Origin of the sequence: Hymenobacter sp. PAMC 26628 (assembly GCF_001562275.1) — a bacterium.
GTDB lineage: Bacteria > Bacteroidota > Bacteroidia > Cytophagales > Hymenobacteraceae > Hymenobacter.
In genome coordinates this window covers 5,141,061-5,157,965 of record NZ_CP014304.1, presented here as the reverse complement: position 1 = coordinate 5,157,965, position 16,905 = coordinate 5,141,061, and the positions used below count along the sequence as shown (strand labels likewise).

15 protein-coding genes and 1 pseudogene are annotated in these 16,905 nt (G+C 53.5%); 14 read left to right on the top strand and 2 right to left on the bottom strand.

Annotation, left to right across the window (positions count from 1 at the left end; translation table 11 throughout):
* The first annotated feature begins 252 nt into the window (after positions 1–252).
* The 4 genes and pseudogenes from AXW84_RS22410 (at position 253) to AXW84_RS25300 (ending at position 3,380) form a co-directional block, all read left to right on the top strand.
* A complete protein-coding gene (locus AXW84_RS22410; RefSeq protein WP_204248481.1) occupies positions 253–552 on the top strand; it encodes a DUF1348 family protein in 300 nt (99 codons plus the stop codon).
* Between the two features lie 373 nt (positions 553–925).
* Positions 926–1,603, top strand: coding sequence for a transposase (locus AXW84_RS22400; RefSeq protein WP_157887193.1), 678 nt, complete (start codon positions 926–928; stop codon positions 1,601–1,603).
* Complete coding sequence (locus AXW84_RS22395; RefSeq protein ID WP_068238605.1) at positions 1,596–2,054, top strand: integrase core domain-containing protein; 459 nt, start codon at positions 1,596–1,598, stop codon at positions 2,052–2,054. Before AXW84_RS22400 ends, AXW84_RS22395 begins: the two co-directional genes overlap by 8 nt.
* Positions 2,055–2,272: 218 nt before the next feature.
* Positions 2,273–3,380: pseudogene (locus tag AXW84_RS25300) on the top strand (IS3 family transposase).
* Between the two features lie 37 nt (positions 3,381–3,417).
* Here AXW84_RS25300 and AXW84_RS22380 read toward each other — a convergent pair.
* Together AXW84_RS22380 and AXW84_RS22375 are read right to left on the bottom strand one after the other, a co-directional pair.
* Positions 3,418–3,699: a recombinase family protein gene (locus AXW84_RS22380; protein WP_068238599.1), complete on the bottom strand. Its 282-nt coding sequence runs from the start codon at positions 3,697–3,699 to the stop codon at positions 3,418–3,420.
* Between the two features lie 177 nt (positions 3,700–3,876).
* Entirely contained in the window at positions 3,877–4,710 is an 834-nt protein-coding gene (locus tag AXW84_RS22375) for an IS982 family transposase (RefSeq protein ID WP_071892437.1), read from the bottom strand.
* Positions 4,711–5,884: 1,174 nt separating this feature from the next.
* Between AXW84_RS22375 and AXW84_RS22370 the strand changes: the two genes are divergently transcribed.
* The 10 genes from AXW84_RS22370 (at position 5,885) to AXW84_RS22330 (ending at position 16,703) form a co-directional block, all read left to right on the top strand.
* Positions 5,885–6,667 carry a polysaccharide biosynthesis/export family protein gene (locus tag AXW84_RS22370; RefSeq protein WP_068238595.1) on the top strand — a complete coding sequence of 261 codons (783 nt, stop codon included), beginning with the start codon at positions 5,885–5,887 and terminating at the stop codon, positions 6,665–6,667.
* Between the two features lie 7 nt (positions 6,668–6,674).
* The gene (locus tag AXW84_RS22365; RefSeq protein WP_068238593.1) at positions 6,675–8,990 is read left to right on the top strand and encodes a GumC family protein; all 2,316 of its coding nucleotides are present in this window, start codon (positions 6,675–6,677) and stop codon (positions 8,988–8,990) included.
* 76 nt (positions 8,991–9,066) lie between these two features.
* Entirely contained in the window at positions 9,067–10,494 is a 1,428-nt protein-coding gene (locus AXW84_RS22360) for an O-antigen ligase family protein (protein WP_068238592.1), read from the top strand.
* Positions 10,495–10,553: 59 nt separating this feature from the next.
* Positions 10,554–11,687, top strand: coding sequence for a glycosyltransferase family 4 protein (locus AXW84_RS24175; RefSeq protein ID WP_157887192.1), 1,134 nt, complete (start codon positions 10,554–10,556; stop codon positions 11,685–11,687).
* Positions 11,688–11,737: 50 nt separating this feature from the next.
* Positions 11,738–12,253, top strand: coding sequence for a serine O-acetyltransferase (locus AXW84_RS23720; RefSeq protein ID WP_082774059.1), 516 nt, complete (start codon positions 11,738–11,740; stop codon positions 12,251–12,253).
* A 7-nt stretch (positions 12,254–12,260) separates the two neighbouring features.
* On the top strand, positions 12,261–13,265 hold the full coding sequence (locus AXW84_RS23715; RefSeq protein WP_071892428.1) for a glycosyltransferase family 4 protein: 1,005 nt from the start codon (positions 12,261–12,263) through the stop codon (positions 13,263–13,265).
* A gap of 1 nt (position 13,266) precedes the next feature.
* Complete coding sequence (locus AXW84_RS22345; RefSeq protein WP_068238586.1) at positions 13,267–13,710, top strand: oligosaccharide biosynthesis protein Alg14; 444 nt, start codon at positions 13,267–13,269, stop codon at positions 13,708–13,710.
* The gene (locus AXW84_RS22340; protein ID WP_068238584.1) at positions 13,707–14,126 is read left to right on the top strand and encodes a glycosyltransferase; all 420 of its coding nucleotides are present in this window, start codon (positions 13,707–13,709) and stop codon (positions 14,124–14,126) included. The genes AXW84_RS22345 and AXW84_RS22340 overlap by 4 nt, the downstream gene beginning before the upstream one ends.
* 312 nt (positions 14,127–14,438) lie before the next feature.
* Positions 14,439–15,557 (top strand): glycosyltransferase family 4 protein, encoded by a 1,119-nt coding sequence (locus AXW84_RS22335; RefSeq protein ID WP_068238583.1) that lies wholly within the window; start codon positions 14,439–14,441, stop codon positions 15,555–15,557.
* Positions 15,558–15,596: 39 nt separating this feature from the next.
* Entirely contained in the window at positions 15,597–16,703 is a 1,107-nt protein-coding gene (locus AXW84_RS22330) for a glycosyltransferase (protein WP_068238581.1), read from the top strand.
* Positions 16,704–16,905: the final 202 nt, after the last annotated feature.

Here is a 16,905-nt window from a genome sequence, read left to right as displayed (position 1 = left end):
CAATATGCATCGTTTTTTGCTAATAAACTGCCATATCTCGCTCATTACCAGAGCTCCACCCACCACCGGGGCCCCAATCGTCACCGGGGGGCCCATCGCTTTGCACGAGCAGGAAGCAAATACCGGCCGGCCCCCAATGCGCATCCGGTGGTGGCAAAAAGCACAGGACGAAAGCGCGGGGTCGACTTGGCCGGGCAGCGGCCATTGTTCAGAACCAGGCTTCATCGGGGTACGGAGTGAAGGGGTAAAACCATAGCTTGCGCTCGGCGGCAGATACCGCATTCAGCAAAAGGTCGCCTTTCCCGCCTGCATGTCCGGCGCTCGCATGTTCGACGCCCGCCCGCCCCTGCCCCCCTTCACCTTCGAAACCGCCACCCAAAAAACCGCCTCGCCGAAGACGCCTGGAACTGCTGCGACCCCGCCCGCGTGGCCCTGGCCTACACCGAGGCCAGCCAGTGGCGCAACCGCAGCGAGTTCTTCGCCGGCCGCCCCGCCATTCAGGCCTTCCTCACCCGCAAGCGGGCCCAGGAGCACGAATACCGCCTCATTTAAGGAGTTAAGTAGTCAACCGAAAGTAAACGTAGAAAGACAAAGTGGGTGTTTTTGGGAATGCGCACTTCCTTGTTCTTAACCCTTGATGAAGTAAATACGCTCGAAGCGTGTAGTTTACGTGGCCCACATCCGCGCCAGCAGCGGCGGGCTCAGGCCATTCTGGGGCACCACCGGGGGCACTCGCTGGGGCAACTGGCCTCTTTTTTGCCGTTCGCTATGCCACGGTCCATGCTTGGGTCGAGGCCTGGGAAGCGGGGGGTATCGCCGGCCTGGCCGAGGGGGCCCGCAGTGGCCGCCCGCCCAAAGAAGGGGCGGCGGTAAAAAAAAAGTAGGCGAGTGGCTGGGCCAGGCCACCCAGCAACTGCGTGATTTCGTGCCCCGTCTGCTCACCGAACTGCATGTCCACGTCTCGGTCCAGACGTTGCGACACGTGGCCCGGGGCCTGGGCTACGCCTGGAAGCGCGGCCGACGGAGCCTGAAGAGCAAGCGCGACGGGACGGCCTTCGAAGCCATGCAAAAACAGCTCAAGCAGTGGCATTTGGCCGAAAGTCGGGGCGAAGTGGCCGTGGTCTACGTGGCCGAGTGCCGCTTCGCGCGCCTGGCGCCCGTGCCCTACGCCTGGCAACGCCGTGGGGCCCCGGCCGGGGCCCTGCCGGCCGAGCGCGAAGCCGGCGGCTACTCCGTGCTCGGCTTCTGGCAGCCGGGCCGGGCCGGGCAGCCCCTGACGGCTTATTCGCTGCCCGGGGCCTGGAACGCGGAGGCCTTTGTGGCCGATGAGGTCCGGGGCCCGACCAAGCTCGTGCTTGACAATGCCTCGATTCACCGCGCTGCCTGTGTACGGGAGCGGCAAGCCGAGTGGGCAGCTAAAGGACTAACCTTTTGTTTTTTACCCCCTTACTCACCCGGGCTCAACAAGATTGAAGTGCTTGGGCAGCGCTGCAAGCACTACTGGCTCACCCCCGCCGATTACGTCTGCGACCGAACCCTGAAAGAACGCCTCGACCAGGTGCTCCAAAACGTCGGCTCCCAATATACGGTTACTTTTGGTTGACTACTTACCACTGGCTTGCGGCAACTGGGTTTACTGCTGCGCCTTCCAGGACGTGTGCACGAAGCAGGTCGTGGGCTGGCAGGTACGGGCCGACATGCCCGAAGCCCTGGTGGCCACCGCCTTGCAGCGGGCGCTACTCGCGCAACGGCCCGCTCCCGGCTTGATTGCGCACTCCGACCGCGGCGGCCAGCACGTAGGCAACGGCTATAAAACCCTGCTGCGCGACGCCAAGGCCCAGCGCTCGCATAGCCGCCGCGGCGAATGCTACGATAATGCCCAAGCCGAGGGTCTCTGGTCGCGCCTCAAAACCGAACTACTCGAACTCCGCGAGTGGCCCGTTTTCCTGGACCTGGCCGACGCGCAAGCCAGCGTGGCCAACTATTTTGACTACTACAATCATGAGCGCCGCCACTCCAGCATTGGCTATTTAAAGCCTTATCTCTTTCACTAACACCAACTTGCCAATATCACCTAATTCTCTCCTGTTCAACTAGACCACCTCAGACCTGCTCAATAACTTGTTTCGTCATTCCTATACCCGCATCGAATTCTTATAGCAAGAATTAAACGTGAGCCGGCCCACTGCCGGTGACCTCTTCCCACTAAACTAGGCCAAGCTAAAGTAGAGAAAATCAGGCATTGTCGTACCTTAAACCAATAGACAGTGTCATGAAAAAGACCACGTTTACCGAGGCCCAAATGGTGTTCGCCCTGCGTCCCGCCGACACGGGCGTGACCGTCGCCGAGGTGTGCCGGAAGATGGGCATCAGCGAGGCCACCTACTACAACCGGAAGAAAAAGTACGGCGGGCTGGGCGTGCCCGAGTTGCGGCGGCTCAAGCAGTTGGAAGAGGAAAATCAGCACCTCAAACAGCTCGTGGCTGACCTGAGCTTGGACAAGCAGCTGCTGCAGGACGTGCTCAAACAACCTTCTAAGGCCCGTGCAGCGTTGCCACGCGGCCCAACACCTCCTTGACGCTTACCGCATTTCGGCCCGTCGGGCCTGCCGAGTCATTGGCTTGCAGCGCGCTAGTTGGGCCTACAAAGCGCCTGGCCGCGACGATACGGTCCTGCGCCAGCGTTTGCGCGAACTGGCGCAAGTGCGCGTACGCTACGGCAGTCAGCGCCGCTAGGTCCTACTGCGTCGGGAAGGCTGGCTGGATGATCACCAGCGGGTGCACCGCCTTTGCTGCCTGGAAGGCTTGCACTTACGCAGCAAGCGGCCCAAGCGCAATCGGGCCGCGGCGCACCGGTTAGCGCGGCTCCCAATGGGTCGCCCACATCAGTGCTGGCGCATGGATTTCGTGGCCGATAACCGCTTCGACGGGCGCAAAATCCGCGCCTTAACCATAGTCGATCATTTCAGTCGCCAGTGCGGGGCCATTCACGTGGGCCAGTCGCTCAAGGGCGAAGACGTGGTGGCCGTGATGCAACGCTTACACCAAGAATTAGGCGTGGTAGCTGAGCGCGTTCAGGTCGATAAGGGCAGTGCGTTGATCAGCAAAGCGCTCGACCGCTGGGCTGACGACCGGCACGTAACGCTCGATTTCTCCCGCCCCGGCAACCCGACTGATAACCCGTATATTGAATCGTTTAATGGCAGCTTTCGGGACGAGTGTCTGAATGTGCACTGGTTCTTATCGCTGGCCGACGCCCAAGAAAAGCTTGAACATTGGCGCCAAGAGTACAATGGCTTTCGGCCCCACAGCTCCTTACAGAATTTAACGCCCGATGAGGTAGTGGCGGCCGCCATTACCGTCGAGCTTCAGAACGCCTGATGCTCCACTTTCAACCGGCTCAGTAAATGGGAGGAGGTCACAAGCGGCCTGACTCCAGTTTTGACTGGCCCCCTTTTAGGGGAAGCTTACAGTCTAGGCTCCAGAACAGTACCGAATCAAAGCGTCGCTGGTGGGCAGCAGCAAACAGGACCTGAAGTTCGGAGCGCTTCCCGGTGCCGCTCGACTCGTGCTCCACATACTCTTTGTAGATGATGTAGCCATACGCCTGGGCAAAGCGCTGCAGTTCGGGCAGCTGATTTTCGGTGCGCTGACCTTTATCCTTGGTCGAGAAGCGGGCGTAGGGGGTAACGATTGTCACGCTCTGAAAGTACTCCAATAAGGGTCCCCAAGCCGATAGCGGCTGCCCAACCGTGCCGAGACAGCAACGTTTGAGAAACTAGTTTCAGGAGCACGCGGCGCGGTTCCTTGCACTATGCGGCCAGCGCCTAATCTGGGCAAACGTGGTCGGCTAGCAATAATTAACCCAAGTTGCGGACTATAAGCCGACTTGTTCCAGGGGGTGAACGAAGATGAAGAGGGCAATTTTGAGGACGAACCCTTGGGCCGTGACGGCGTGAATTTGTTTGGGAAAGCGGGCGGTGAGCTGGCTGAAGGTCGTTTCGATGGTTTTGCGAAAGTGCTGGAGCAGAAAGGTTTCGTGCGGCGCGTGGGGGCGCGCACGGTTGCCCTTGCGGGCGGTCTGCTGCCGGTTGCCGCTCGCTTCGGCGAACAGGTCTTCCCAGCCGTAGTCGGTGCAGCCGGCATCGGCATAGCGGACGCTGCCTTCGGGCAGGTCCGGGGCCAGGTGCCGCAGGCCGGTGCTGTCGGCTTCCGAGCCGGCGTGGACGTAAAAGTCCACCGGGATGCCGTCGGTGGTGGCCACGATTTGCACCTTGAAGCCGTAAAACCCACTCCGCTTGCTGGCACAGCGCCCCCGGTACGCTTCGCGGCCCAACAACTGGTTGCAGCCGATGCGCACGTTGTGGCACACGGCTACGGGAAAGGAGTCGATGACGTAGCGGGCCTCGGTGTGCAGGGCCTTGAGGGCTTGGCCGAAGGTGGCGAACAGCCCCAGCAGGGTCTCAGATAAGCGGTGCAGGTGGCGCGTAAAACCGCTCTTATCCAGCAATTTCATGCCCCAGGGCTGCTGCATGTAGTGCCGGCCCAAGACCAGGTTGCCGCCAAAGTAGCGGGCGGCGACCAGGGCCGTGGTCAGCACTTCGGCATCGGACAAGCGCCGGCGCGGGTCGGCCGGGCGTGCCCAAACGGGGCGGGTACGGGTCAGCAAATCGTCGAGGAAGCAGTACATTGCGATGGTCTGTTCGCGCATGGGACCGTGGGAATGAGGAGGTCAGAGACCTTAAACCTACTGCTGCTCTGCCGAGCAGACTTTTTTTATGCCCACCGTACTCCGCAACTTGGGTTAATTAGCGTGCAGCTGAGGGAGCAAGCGTGGTCAGAAGGGCTGCTAACGAAGCGATTCAAGGAGTAGTTGGTGGAGGTCTTCGCGGCGGTGATTGAAGCAGAATACAGATTCTCTCAGCCGTTAGAAGCGAGCTTTGGCAACGTTTCGCAAGGCCCCGATGCCGTTGGTCCAGGACGCCCGTAAACAAGTTCATTCTAGCCGCGGCGAACGCGAAAATAGCGAATGAAGTCCCTACCCACGAGTCCGTTGCAGCCGCGCCGGCCGTCGGTGTTGACGCGGCTACAGCCATTTTGCCACGAATGCCGGCCCGCACGGTCTCTTTTGAACGGTCGGGCACGATTTCCGTTTGTACCTGCCTGCCGCATTTAAACGGACCAAAGACGGTGGTTTTGCCACTGGTACCGTTTGCCGCGCACCCGCCGCGGGCCGAAGCAGCTTTCGTCTAGATCGGCAGCACCGCTAAGCTCGGCCGGCACCGGGCACCGGGCCTGCAACCGGCGGTACAAACGCGTGTACAAGCCGTTGGCAGCGCGCCCACTCAAGCACGTGAACCGGGCCGTGTTAGGGGCCTTCAAATCCGAGGCGAAGCAGCGCAGCACGCACCGGAGTTTAATCATCAATTTTTTTTCCGGGCTATAATGATAATTAGTTCGCTACATAACAGAACGTTACGTCATTCCTTGACGGTGCTTGCTTCCTAGTTTTACTATTTGTATATTTGCAGTAACGAATTATTTTAGTTTATTTATTTATATATAAAGAATATTTGTTTTAGATTTTAGCTGTGATTATTTCTTAAAAAAAATATTTCACCGCATCGCCCAAACATTTTTTAGGCCCGCAGCAAAAAATCACGCGTTTAGCCCCCTTTGTGTGTGCCGCCGGTGAACGCAGGGCACCGGAGCTAAGGGGGGAAAAATACCCGGCCCGGTGTTGGCTCCCGCGGGTTATGGATTATTAATATTCACAAAGCCCCGTTGCGTGGTACCTCCACCCTCTTTCGAAATAGGGTGGAACGAAATCGCCGCCTCACTTCACTATCAACAACCAGTAAAATGCACCTTGAAAAGGTAGGTCAATGAAAAAAATAATATTTAATATTTTAATGTTAACCGTGGTGCTGGCTAATTTCTCTTGTAGCTCCTATCGCAAAATCCCGTATTTTCAGAACCTTGACCGCACTGCTAAAGCGACGGAAGCGATTGATAATCGCTCGCCGCTCGTTATTCAAGACGGCGACATACTCGGCATCAACGTCACCAGTCTGAACCCGGAGGCTTCGGCCGTATTTAACTATAACCTAAGCCGCGTCAACGGCAATAATTACGACACCTCCCCGGGAAATCCGGTCGTTGGCTACTTGGTGGGCCCGCAGGGCGACATCCAGCTGCCCCTGCTAGGATCACTAAAAGTCGCTGGGTTGACCACGGCGGAAATCAGAGCGCAACTGCAACAGAAATTGGTCAGTTATCTTAAGGAACCGGTCGCCAGCATCCGCCTGCTGAACTTTAAAATTTCAGTGCTCGGGGACGTCTTGAAGCCGGACGTGTACACGGTTCAAAACGAGCGCATCAACCTGCTGCAAGCCCTGAGCTTAGCCGGTGACCTTACCATCACGGCCCAGCGCACCAATGTCCTGCTGGTGCGGGAACAGGACGGTCGGCGCGAATACATTCCCATCGACCTAACGTCGAAAGCGCTTTTCACATCCCCATACTATTATTTGAAGAACAACGACATACTTTACGTGCAGCCCGACAAAACTAAGTTTGCTACGGTCGACCGGGGCTACCGCAGTGCCTCGCTCGTGCTTTCGGGGCTTTCCATTATCGCAATTGTTTTTTCCGCCCTGCACCGCTAATCAGTTTATGGAACCATTTAACGGCCAAGTCTCCACTTTTTACACGGCTGCTACCGCTTCCCAACCCCTGAACCTGCGGGCGGTGCTGGCGAGGTACCGGTACCACTGGTCCCTTTTCGTGGCGGGCGTGGCGCTGGCCTTGTTGGGGGCCTACCTCTATACGCAACTGGTTCAGCCGGCCTACGAGGTCCGGGCCAGCTTACTAGTGGAGGGCGAGAAGAAGACGCCCGCCGAAAAATCAGCGCTCCAGGAGTTGGATCTCGTCACCACGCCCAAAGTGGTTGAGAGTGAGATGGAGATCCTAAAATCCAGAAAATTGATGCTAAGTGTGGTGCGCGACCTTCAGTTGAGCACCCTGTACCAGCAGCGCGACCACCTCGGCGCCCGCGACCTCTACGGCCGGAGCCCCGTGCAGTTCACCTTGGTACCAACCCACTCAGTGCCCCGGCAGCACGTGCTGGACATCGTGCTCAAAGACCAAACTTCCTTCTACATGGCGGCGACCAATGGAAACCTGACGGCGCATCCCTTCGGCCGCCCCGTCAGCGACAGCATAGGCACGTGGCAGCTCACCCCGGTCCCCGCGTTTGCGCTGCCCGCAGGCAGCCGCCTGCGCATCGTGGCCCGCGACCCGGATCTAGTGGTGACAGCCTACCAGAAGGCCCTGGAAGTAGATCTGATCAATAAAATTTCGCCGGCCATTAGCCTACAAATTAAGGACGAAGTGCCCCAGCGGGGCATGGACGTACTCAACCAGCTAATGGCTGTTTACAACGGCGCGGCCACGGCCGCGAAAAACAAGCTCACGGCCAACACCCTGCATTTCATCGATTCCCGCTTGGCCTCGCTCCGAGGCGAGTTGAGCCAGGCCGAAGCGGACGAGGCAGGCTACCGCAGCCAGCAGGGCCTGACGGATATCGCCTCGCAATCGAAAGTGTACCTAGAAAATGCCCAGGCCAACGACAGCCGCCTGAACGAGGCCCAGGTGCAGTTGGCGGTGGTCAGCACCATTGAGCGGACCCTGCGCGATCCCCGGCCGACAGCCACCGTCCCCACCGCGCTCGGTATTACCGACGCCACCCTAAGCAGCTTGGTAGAAAAGCTGACCGAGTTGCATGCGCAGCGCGAGCGGCTGCTGACCACCACGCCGGAGAATAATCCCCTCTTTAATCCTTTGAATTCAGAAATCCTGGCTACGCAATTGGCCATCAGGAGCAGCGTCAAAAACATCAAGGCCTCGCTGCTGGCCACGGTGCGCGAGCTGGAATCCTTCAACTCCCGCTTTGAGTCGTCCATCAAGCGCGTTCCCGGCCAGGAACGGCAGCTAGTAGGCAAAAAGCGCCAGTTAACCATCAAGGAGAACTTGTACACTTACCTGCTCCAAAAGCGGGAAGAAGCCTCGCTCAGCTACGCTGCAACCCTCGATGACGCCCGCATCATTGACAGCGCCTACGTGCTGCCCTCGAAGTGGCCCAACCGCTGGCTCCTCTACGCCGTGGCCGCGGCCGTGGGCTTAGTGGTGCCCGCCGCCCTGTTGCAGGTGAAAGACGCGTTGAGCAACAAAATCACGACGCGGGCGGAAATCGAGCGGGCCACCCGGGCGCCCGTGCTGGCGGAACTCGCGTTTGAAAAGGAACCCGGCCCAGGCCCTATGGTCGGCCCACTCCCGGCTACTTCCGTGCTGGCCGAGCAGGTGCGCGGCCTGCGCACCCGGCTACCCGCCTTGTTGCCAGACCAGCCCGCGGGCCGGGTTGTGCTGGTTACGTCCAGCGTTAGTGGGGAAGGGAAGAGCTTCGTCAGTGCCCACCTGGCCATTTCCCTGGCCGGTACCGGCCAGCGAACCGTGCTCGTCGATTTGGACCTGCGCCGTCCAGGAATGGCCAAATTGTTCGGGCTGGCCAACGACCACGCTGGGGTCAGCGATTTCCTAACCGAGCGGGCGGCCTGGCCCGCCATTGTGCAGCCCACCACCGTCTCTCCCAACCTGAATCTCATCGCTAGCGGCACCTTCCCCGTGGCGGACCTGCTGGAAGGGCCCCGTTTGGGCGAGCTACTCACCGGTCTGCGCGGGGCGTTCCACCACGTTGTCCTCGATAGCCCACCCTTGCACCTGGTGGCGGATGCCCTGCTGCTCGCGCAGGCAAGCGACCTCACGCTGTACGTGGTGCGGCAAGGGGTTACCGATCAGGACGAGCTGGCTTTCATCGAGGAGCTGAATCGGCAAGGAAGCCTGCCCAAGCTGCACCTCATCTTTAACGGCATCGACAGCCGCCGCTACGGCTACGGTTACGCCTATGAACGCCGCTACTTAAAATCGGCCTGATCACCGGTCGCCTTAGGCCCCTTAGGGCCCCGAACTGCTGCCTGCCCCTACACCGTATTTTAGCTACGGGCCCGCTATGAATGAGAAGATCGTAGTTTTCGGCGTACTCACGGCCTGGTACCTGGGCCGCTACGCCATGCTGCGCCTGCGCAACCAAAGCACTCGGCACCTGCTGCTCAGCTTTGTGCTGACCACAGTGCCTTTCCAAATCGGCATTCCGCTGGTAACACCAACCTACCACACAATGCCGGGGTCGTTCACGGCCAAACTGTTTTTCTCCATTCCCATGCTGGCCATTCTTATCATGCTGGTGCGGGAAAAAAACACCCGAATTTTCTACACATCGCGCGATGAACGTTGGGTGACGCTAGTGCTGATACTGGTCTTAATTTCCTTTTGCAACCCCAATAATTATGCCCTTTGGGGTACGGGGGCTTTTGCCTGGTTATTCATCACCTGCATTGTTTTCATTCGTTTGGTTGCCAACAACTTGAATCCAGTGGAGATCCTGGAGGGATTTTACGAGAGCTTCGTGCTCCTGTGCGTGTTGCAAGCCGTGCTGGCAGTGTGCTTCCCCCTGCTGGGCATGGTCAGCGTCACCCGGCTGTTCCAGGTAGGCGGAGAAGAATGGTCCACCCGCAACGGGTCTAGGCCCGGCGCAGTGGGCGTATTCGTCCACCCCGGCAACTTGGCCCTTTTCACGATGATGGCGTCATGCTTTTTTCAGGCCTGTTACCTGACCAACCTGAAAAAGAAGGTCAGCTTGGCGCTGCTCCTGCTCAACACAATGACCATCGTGTTGACTTATTCCCGCACTTCCTACCTTACTGCAATAGTGGCCCAGGTAGCGGTTTACTATTTGTATCAAAACGCGGATAAGCCGCTGGTTTCCTGGAAAAGCGTGTTTTTAGGGGTCTTGCCGACCATAGTTCTGCTCTACTGGATAATTTTTATTTCGCCGCTGAGCAGCAACTTCCTCGCCAGCAACGCTGACGAGATGTACCAGGCCCGCCTGGATCACTGGCAAATTGGCCTGGCCATTTTCCGGGAAGCGCCCCTACTAGGAGTAGGTTTGAATACCCACCTCGAATACATTGTCAATAATGTACAACTGATTAAAATTATTCACAATGAATTTTTGACGACCAACCCCATCCACGACATCCACATCGTAATTTTAGCCGAAACCGGAATCATGGGATTCGCCCTGTGGATAATATTTCTGGGCTACTCTATTCACAAGGCGAAAGTCAATATTGCGGCTAACAATAACGTTGTGTTTTCGCTGACGCACATTGGCATAATCGTTTGCTTCGTCTTTTATGGTATTACTGACTGGTCACCATTGTCGCATTCAATATTTCCGCTTTTCTTATTTCTAACATTTCTCGCCTATAAATTCAGCTTCGACCCCCGCTACTTTCCCAGCACCACTTTTCCGCCAACAAAGGTCCCCAGAGTTGCGCACGTAACACACGCTATTGCCAGTTCGCAACCTTCATGATCCTTCTAAATTTCACTTAAAAGAACTCTAAAACTTGAATTAAAAATATGACTAATATTATGAAAAGGAAACTTATTGTAATTACAAGTGAAGATTTATTGGATGTGGATATGCCTATTGTGAAAGAAATACATGGATATTATGATTTTATTTGGATCGTTATATTGAAAGGGTATGGCTGGTTTTCCGAGGTAACCATCAGGGATTTTTGTGAAAAAAATGATATAAAATACAGATTATTGTTTCAAAATCTAAAGCTTAAAAATCCTCAAATAATTTTTTTTCACTTAAAATTACTTATTTTTTTGAAATCACTAAATGCGGATTTGATATATGATAGCTATTTAGGCACCCCTCATCTGCACCTGCTTTCGTCCTTTTTTTTAAATAAAAAGAAGTTTGTTATCGCAATTCACGATGTCGTTCAACATTACAATATGAATCACCGTGCGATAAGATCGTTATATTACAATTTCTTAATGAAAAGATACGATAATATTCATTTGTTTTCAGCCAATCAAAAAAAACAGTTTTTAACAAAATATTCTGGTTACAAGAAAAATCTATTAATTGCCCCCCTATGTCTAAAGGATTTTGGATCAATGGAGGAACTTAATAACCGAAATAACGATGGGGAAAAGGTTGATTTCATTTTTTTTGGAATAATAAGAGAAAATAAAGGGCTGGATATTCTTATAAAAGCCGTGAACATGTTATCTAAAAAATATGGTAAATTTTCCGTAACAATTGCTGGCAAAGCAGCTGATTCCTATTGGAATATATGTGAAAATCTTATTGAAGACAAATCCTTTTATAACTTAAAGATACGGACGATTGACAAAAATGAGGTTGCAAATCTATTTCGGACCGCTCGCTTTCTAGTGCTACCCTACCGAGATATAACGCAAAGCGGGGTACTACTAACCTCTTACAATTACAACGTCCCAGTGATAGCATCGAATCTACCAGGTTTTGAGGAATATATTGAAAATGGTAAAACAGGTCTGTTATTTGAGGCAATGCAAACAGAGTCATTATCTGCTCAAATGGAATTAGCTATAAATATGGATGATGGCAAGTATAGCAAAATGAAATACGAGCTAAGTAAATTCGTAGAAATGAAAATACGAGCTTCTTCAATTGCTAAGAAATATGCACAATACTTTGATGAAGTGATAGAGAGCAATAAATAGAAAGTAATAATTAATTGAAAAGTTCCTTATGAATTTATTTGTTTCCCCTAATGATGAGAATCCTAAGTGATCTAAAGTTATATAATAAAAATTCAAAATTCCCTGTAGGAATGTTGAATATAATATTTTATGCAAATGTTATTTTCCGGGCCTCTAATTTTTTTTACTCAATCGGTTTATTTCCAATAGCAAAGATATTGTGGGTAATAAATCGTTTGGTGTTCAGTATTGATATAGACCCAAAGGCACAGATAGGCGACGGATTTATGATAAAGCACGGTCTGGGGCTTGTTATCGGAAGTCATGCCGTTATCGGTAAAAATTTTACGATCTATCAAGGAGTAACTATTGGCGGTAATTCTGGTAAAACCCGTCAACATGGTCATGGCTTGTTGAAACAGCCTTTGATTGGCAATAACGTTATCGTGAGTCCCAACTCCGTCGTTATTGGTCCAATAATCATTGGCGATAATTGTCACGTGGGAGCGTGCAGCCTAGTGTCTAAAGATGTTGCGGCCGGCAGTACCGTTGTTGAATACAACAAGATCTTATCTAACAGATTATGAATGCAAAATGAACACAAAAGCAGTGCTTTCGGTAACGACGAACCTTAGCCGGTATGGCGGGGCTCAGAAGGTTTTGGTGGATGTCCACAACGGGTTAAAGCTAAACTATGACGCAAAAATTGTTGGCTTCCAAAAGCACGAAAATATTCACCCCAAATACGGTATTAAAAAAGAAGAATACATTCAACTAAAGAGTCCATTTCTATTAAGGGATAAAATTATTATTGTGCATGCCCGCAACTTAATCTCCTTCATTACTTTTTTAAACAAGATTCTATTTCTTAATTCAACGATTATCTACGTCTCGCACAATGTGTACAGCACTTATAAAAGGTTGACTTTTCTCCCAGATATCCTTGTTTCTATTTCTAAAAAAGTAACGGAAAATCTGATAGATTATTTTTCAGTAAAGCAACAGAAAATTCATTTAATATACAATGGTATCATTGATGCCAATACCAAAAGTAACCAACGTAATTACGAGTCTGATAAAATTAAAATTCTTTACGCTGCCCGAGTAAATTCAACCAAAAGACAGTTGTATTTAGTGGATTGCTTAAAAGACAACCTAAGGCCCGAAATTCAGATACATTTTGCCGGCGCAGGTGATGATTTTGACGAATTACTAGAAGCATGTAAGGATAGCAAAAATTTTGTGGCGCTGAGCTTCATTGAGAATATGAATGACTTGATTCCCGAATACGATTACCTAATGCTTTATTCAGTTCAAGAAGGACTGCCGCTTTCCCTTATCGAGGGGATATCGCACGGCAAACCCCTTTTAGTGAATGACGTGGGTGGCAACCTTGAAATCGGTATCCCCGGATTTAATTGCTTTGAATTAGATGAATGCCCTGATTCGTTCATCAAGCAAATAAATAACCTGGTCGAAGTTGATAAAGATAAATACTATCAATACTCCATTAATAGCCGAAAACACTACCTTGATAATTTTACCTATCCAGTAATGATTGAGAAATACCGCCACTTGATCGATAACTTGGAACAGTAACATGAAAATACTTGCGATTGCATCAGCTGGTGGGCACTGGATACAACTTCTAAGGTTGCAGCCTGCTTTCAGGAATCAAGAGGTAGTGTTTGTCTCAACCAAAATGGGGTTCGAGAACATGGTAAAGGGACAAACCTTCTTTCTGGTGCCGGATTCAAACAGATGGGATAAATTTAGCTTGATGAAGGGCTTTTGGCATATCTACAAATTAGTTAACATTATCAAACCTGATATCATCATTACGACCGGCGCTGCCCCAGGATTAATAGCTGTTATCACTGGGAGGTGTTTGGGCATCAAGACTATCTGGATTGATAGCATCGCCAACGTGGAAGAACTATCCATGAGTGGTAAAATTGCCAAAGTAGTAGCTACCAAGTTATATACCCAATGGCCGGATTTAATTGAATCTGATGTCCATTACAATGGAAATGTATTGTCATGATTTTCATCACCATAGGGACTCAAGCCCCGTTTAACAGATTAATTAAAATCATTGACAGCGTAGCAAAACAATTTCCAAACGATAGTTTTATCGCCCAGACCCTGAATGGTAGCTATGAGCCGAGTAATTTAACCACCGTCAATTTTTTAACCCCTAGGGATTTCGACGATTTATTTAATGATGCTGATTTGATCATCAGCCATGCCGGCATGGGCACGATTATTTCTGCTTTGACAAGAAACAAGCCCTTGCTGGTCATGCCCAGGCAAGCAACGCTCTCGGAGCACAGGAACGATCATCAGCTTGCTACCGCGAAAAAATTTCAAGAGCTAAATTGTATTCATGTCGCCCGGAATGAATTAGAATTGTCAAGCACATTAACAAAAATGCTCGATGATAAAATTTTAACGTGTTAGGCAAAACTGACGCTTGGGCTTCCAAAGAATTAATATCCTCCCTTAAGAAGGATATCGCCGAACTTTCGAACCCAAAAAAAGAAGCTTTACTTCCCTGTACAAAAGCTTGTTCAACACCTAATACCTTGCCGCCAAAGTAAGAATAGTAGCCACCGCAGAGTCAGGCCGCTGAAGGGTATTCCCTATGCTAGCATTCCTCCTGGCTAGACATTTAGTGCCCGTTGGTGCCTCGTCTGCGACGAGCAGATATCCGGCCCAGCGATTTTCGCCATTTTCCGCTCCCTGCCCCACGCGTCTTCTCGCGCCCGCCCCATGAAAGTCTTGTACGTATGCTCCGAATTCTACGCGGGCCTGCTACCCTTTGCTACCTCCATCGTGAACATCATGCAGGAAGAGGGTAACTACGGGATTTTTGTTTGTACGCCGCAGTGCGACTACCGCAAGACCATCACCTCCCCCCCCGCAAATTGCGAGTTCATTGACTTCCCCCGGCATAAGCTGCAACAGCTGCGCTTCCGCCTCTACCCCCACCCGCTACTGCGGGCCATCGACCGATTGTGCCAGGAGCAGCGGATCGAGGTGATTCACTTGCTTACCGAGGACACGGCCTTGGCGCTTCACTTGAGCCGGCTGCGACGGTACGGCAAAGTGCTGTACGCGGTGCACGACTTGTTTCCGCATCCGGCCAAGTACCGCAACGCCGTCGCCCGGTTCGTGCGCGAGCTACTGGTAAAGCAACGCGTCGGTTACCTGATTCGACGCGCGGACAACCTGGTTACGTGCAGCCGGACCCAGTACGAGTGGATGGCGGCCAATTTTCCGGCCAAGCGCGTGTTCTTTCATGATTTTCCGACCCTAGTCACCAACAGCATTGCCCAGGGCACGGAGGGGGTCTGTGAACTAAAGGAGACGGCCGGCTACATCCTGTTTTTTGGCCGCATTGAGCAGTACAAAGGCATCGAGCTTCTATACGATGCCTACCTCCGCAACGACGATTTGCGCCGGCAGCCGTTGGTCATCGCGGGCAGTGGCCACGTCTATTTTGAGCGCGACGTTGCAAAAGAGCAAAACGTCATTTTTATCAACCGTTACATCGAGGACGGCGAAGTAAAAGACCTGTTTTCGAAGGCGGCTTGCGTGGTATTTCCTTACACCACGGCCACGCAGTCCGGGGTGCTCTCGCTGGCCTTCTATTTCCGGGTGCCGGCCGTTGTTTCGGGAATTCCCTTTCTGCAAGAATTGATTACCGAAGGCGTCACGGGCTTTTCTTTCTCCTTGGAAGAGCCCGGTGCGTTGGCGGAGAAACTACGCGAAGTGCGGGCCCACGACCCGGCGGCGGTGACGACTGCCGCTTACCAGCACTATGCACTCTCCTACGACGGCGCAGCCTTGAAAAACCAGCTCCTGCGCATATACGGTGCCTTGCGCTAGGGATGCCCCCTGCCCTCAACCCCACGCCCGACGCCGCCTATGCCCTCTTCTACGCTCCTCTCACCCACCCTGCCTTCTGCTACGCTGCTCGCATCCGAGTCGATTGCCCTAATTATTCCCGACTTCGACACGGGCGGCGAGGAAAAGCGGGTCGTGTTTTTGGCTAACCACTACGCGCAGATTTTCAAGCAGGTGTATTTATTCGCCCCCCGAGGGCTTAGCAACGCCTTGTTGAGTGACCGGGTACGGCACGTGGTGACCGCCGTGCGCAGCCCGGGTAGCCTAGCGGGGGTCGTCGTCACTATCCGGCGCGAGGGCATTCGTTTTTTGCAAGGCCACAAGCGGGCCACGCTGCCCTACCTGGTGATGGCTGAGAAGTTGACCGGCGCGGCCTGCGTTTTCAACTTCGACAACATTTACCCCCGTCACAACTACGCCAGCAAACTCTTGTCTCCCCGGCACCTGGTGTACTTGTCCGACGTGGTCAAAGACTTCTACGCCCCTTACTACCCGGGCCGCCACAACGTGACCATCAACATGGGGGGCAACTTTTACCCCGTGCCGTCCCCCGCCGAGCGCAAGCGCCGCCGCGAGGCGTGGGGGCTGGCCGACGAATTCGTGTTGCTGAACCTGGGGCGGCTCGCGCCGCAAAAAAATCATCCGCTGCTGTTTGAGGCCCTGCGGCAGCTGCCCGGCGGCAACTTCGTGTGCCTAGTGGCGGGCAGCGGGCCCGACGAGGCCCGGTTGCAAGCGCTGGCCCGCGCTTACGGGCTGCAAGACAAGGTGCGGTTTCTGGGCCACATCGCTGAGCCTTACCCGTTGCTGTGCGCCGCCGATGCGCTGGTGCAGTCGTCCGACTACGAAGGCTTCCCCAACGCCTTCATCGAAGCGGCCTCGGTGGGCCTGCCCATCGTGGCCACCGACGTCGGCTCGGCCCGAACCCTGGTCGGGCCGGCGGGCATCCTGGTGCCCCCCGGAGCGGCGGACCAACTGGCGGCCGCCCTCGTCGCGATGCAGCAGCAGCTGGCGACCTACCAGCAACGGGCCGAGGCCTTGCGGACAAGCGGCTTTTTTCAGCAATTCCATAAGCTGAGAATGGCTGAAAACTATGTAAGGTACTACGAAGCGCTCGCCAATACCCCCTGACGCTTGGAAGGTCAAGTCCATTTCTCAGCCGCTCGAGACCGCTACTAATCGAGTTTTCTTCTTACGGCCGGTAATTCGGCACGGTCTGCTTTCGACCACTGCATACTGACCACTTAAGGCGCCTCAGCACGAGTGATTATTACTATTTAATAACGCCGCGATGAGCTTAGCTCAAGTGCGAGCAGACGTTGATAGACTGGTA

What these genes read in the sequence shown, in the direction of transcription:
- AXW84_RS22375 (WP_071892437.1), bottom strand. Translation starts at nt 4,710, where the DNA reads ATGCGCGAACAGACCATCGCAATGTACTGCTTCCTCGACGATTTGCTG.
- AXW84_RS22370 (WP_068238595.1), top strand. Translation starts at nt 5,885, where the DNA reads ATGAAAAAAATAATATTTAATATTTTAATGTTAACCGTGGTGCTGGCT.
- AXW84_RS22365 (WP_068238593.1), top strand. Translation starts at nt 6,675, where the DNA reads ATGGAACCATTTAACGGCCAAGTCTCCACTTTTTACACGGCTGCTACC.
- AXW84_RS22360 (WP_068238592.1), top strand. Translation starts at nt 9,067, where the DNA reads ATGAATGAGAAGATCGTAGTTTTCGGCGTACTCACGGCCTGGTACCTG.
- AXW84_RS24175 (WP_157887192.1), top strand. Translation starts at nt 10,554, where the DNA reads ATGAAAAGGAAACTTATTGTAATTACAAGTGAAGATTTATTGGATGTG.
- AXW84_RS23720 (WP_082774059.1), top strand. Translation starts at nt 11,738, where the DNA reads ATGATGAGAATCCTAAGTGATCTAAAGTTATATAATAAAAATTCAAAA.
- AXW84_RS23715 (WP_071892428.1), top strand. Translation starts at nt 12,261, where the DNA reads ATGAACACAAAAGCAGTGCTTTCGGTAACGACGAACCTTAGCCGGTAT.
- AXW84_RS22345 (WP_068238586.1), top strand. Translation starts at nt 13,267, where the DNA reads ATGAAAATACTTGCGATTGCATCAGCTGGTGGGCACTGGATACAACTT.
- AXW84_RS22340 (WP_068238584.1), top strand. Translation starts at nt 13,707, where the DNA reads ATGATTTTCATCACCATAGGGACTCAAGCCCCGTTTAACAGATTAATT.
- AXW84_RS22335 (WP_068238583.1), top strand. Translation starts at nt 14,439, where the DNA reads ATGAAAGTCTTGTACGTATGCTCCGAATTCTACGCGGGCCTGCTACCC.
- AXW84_RS22330 (WP_068238581.1), top strand. Translation starts at nt 15,597, where the DNA reads ATGCCCTCTTCTACGCTCCTCTCACCCACCCTGCCTTCTGCTACGCTG.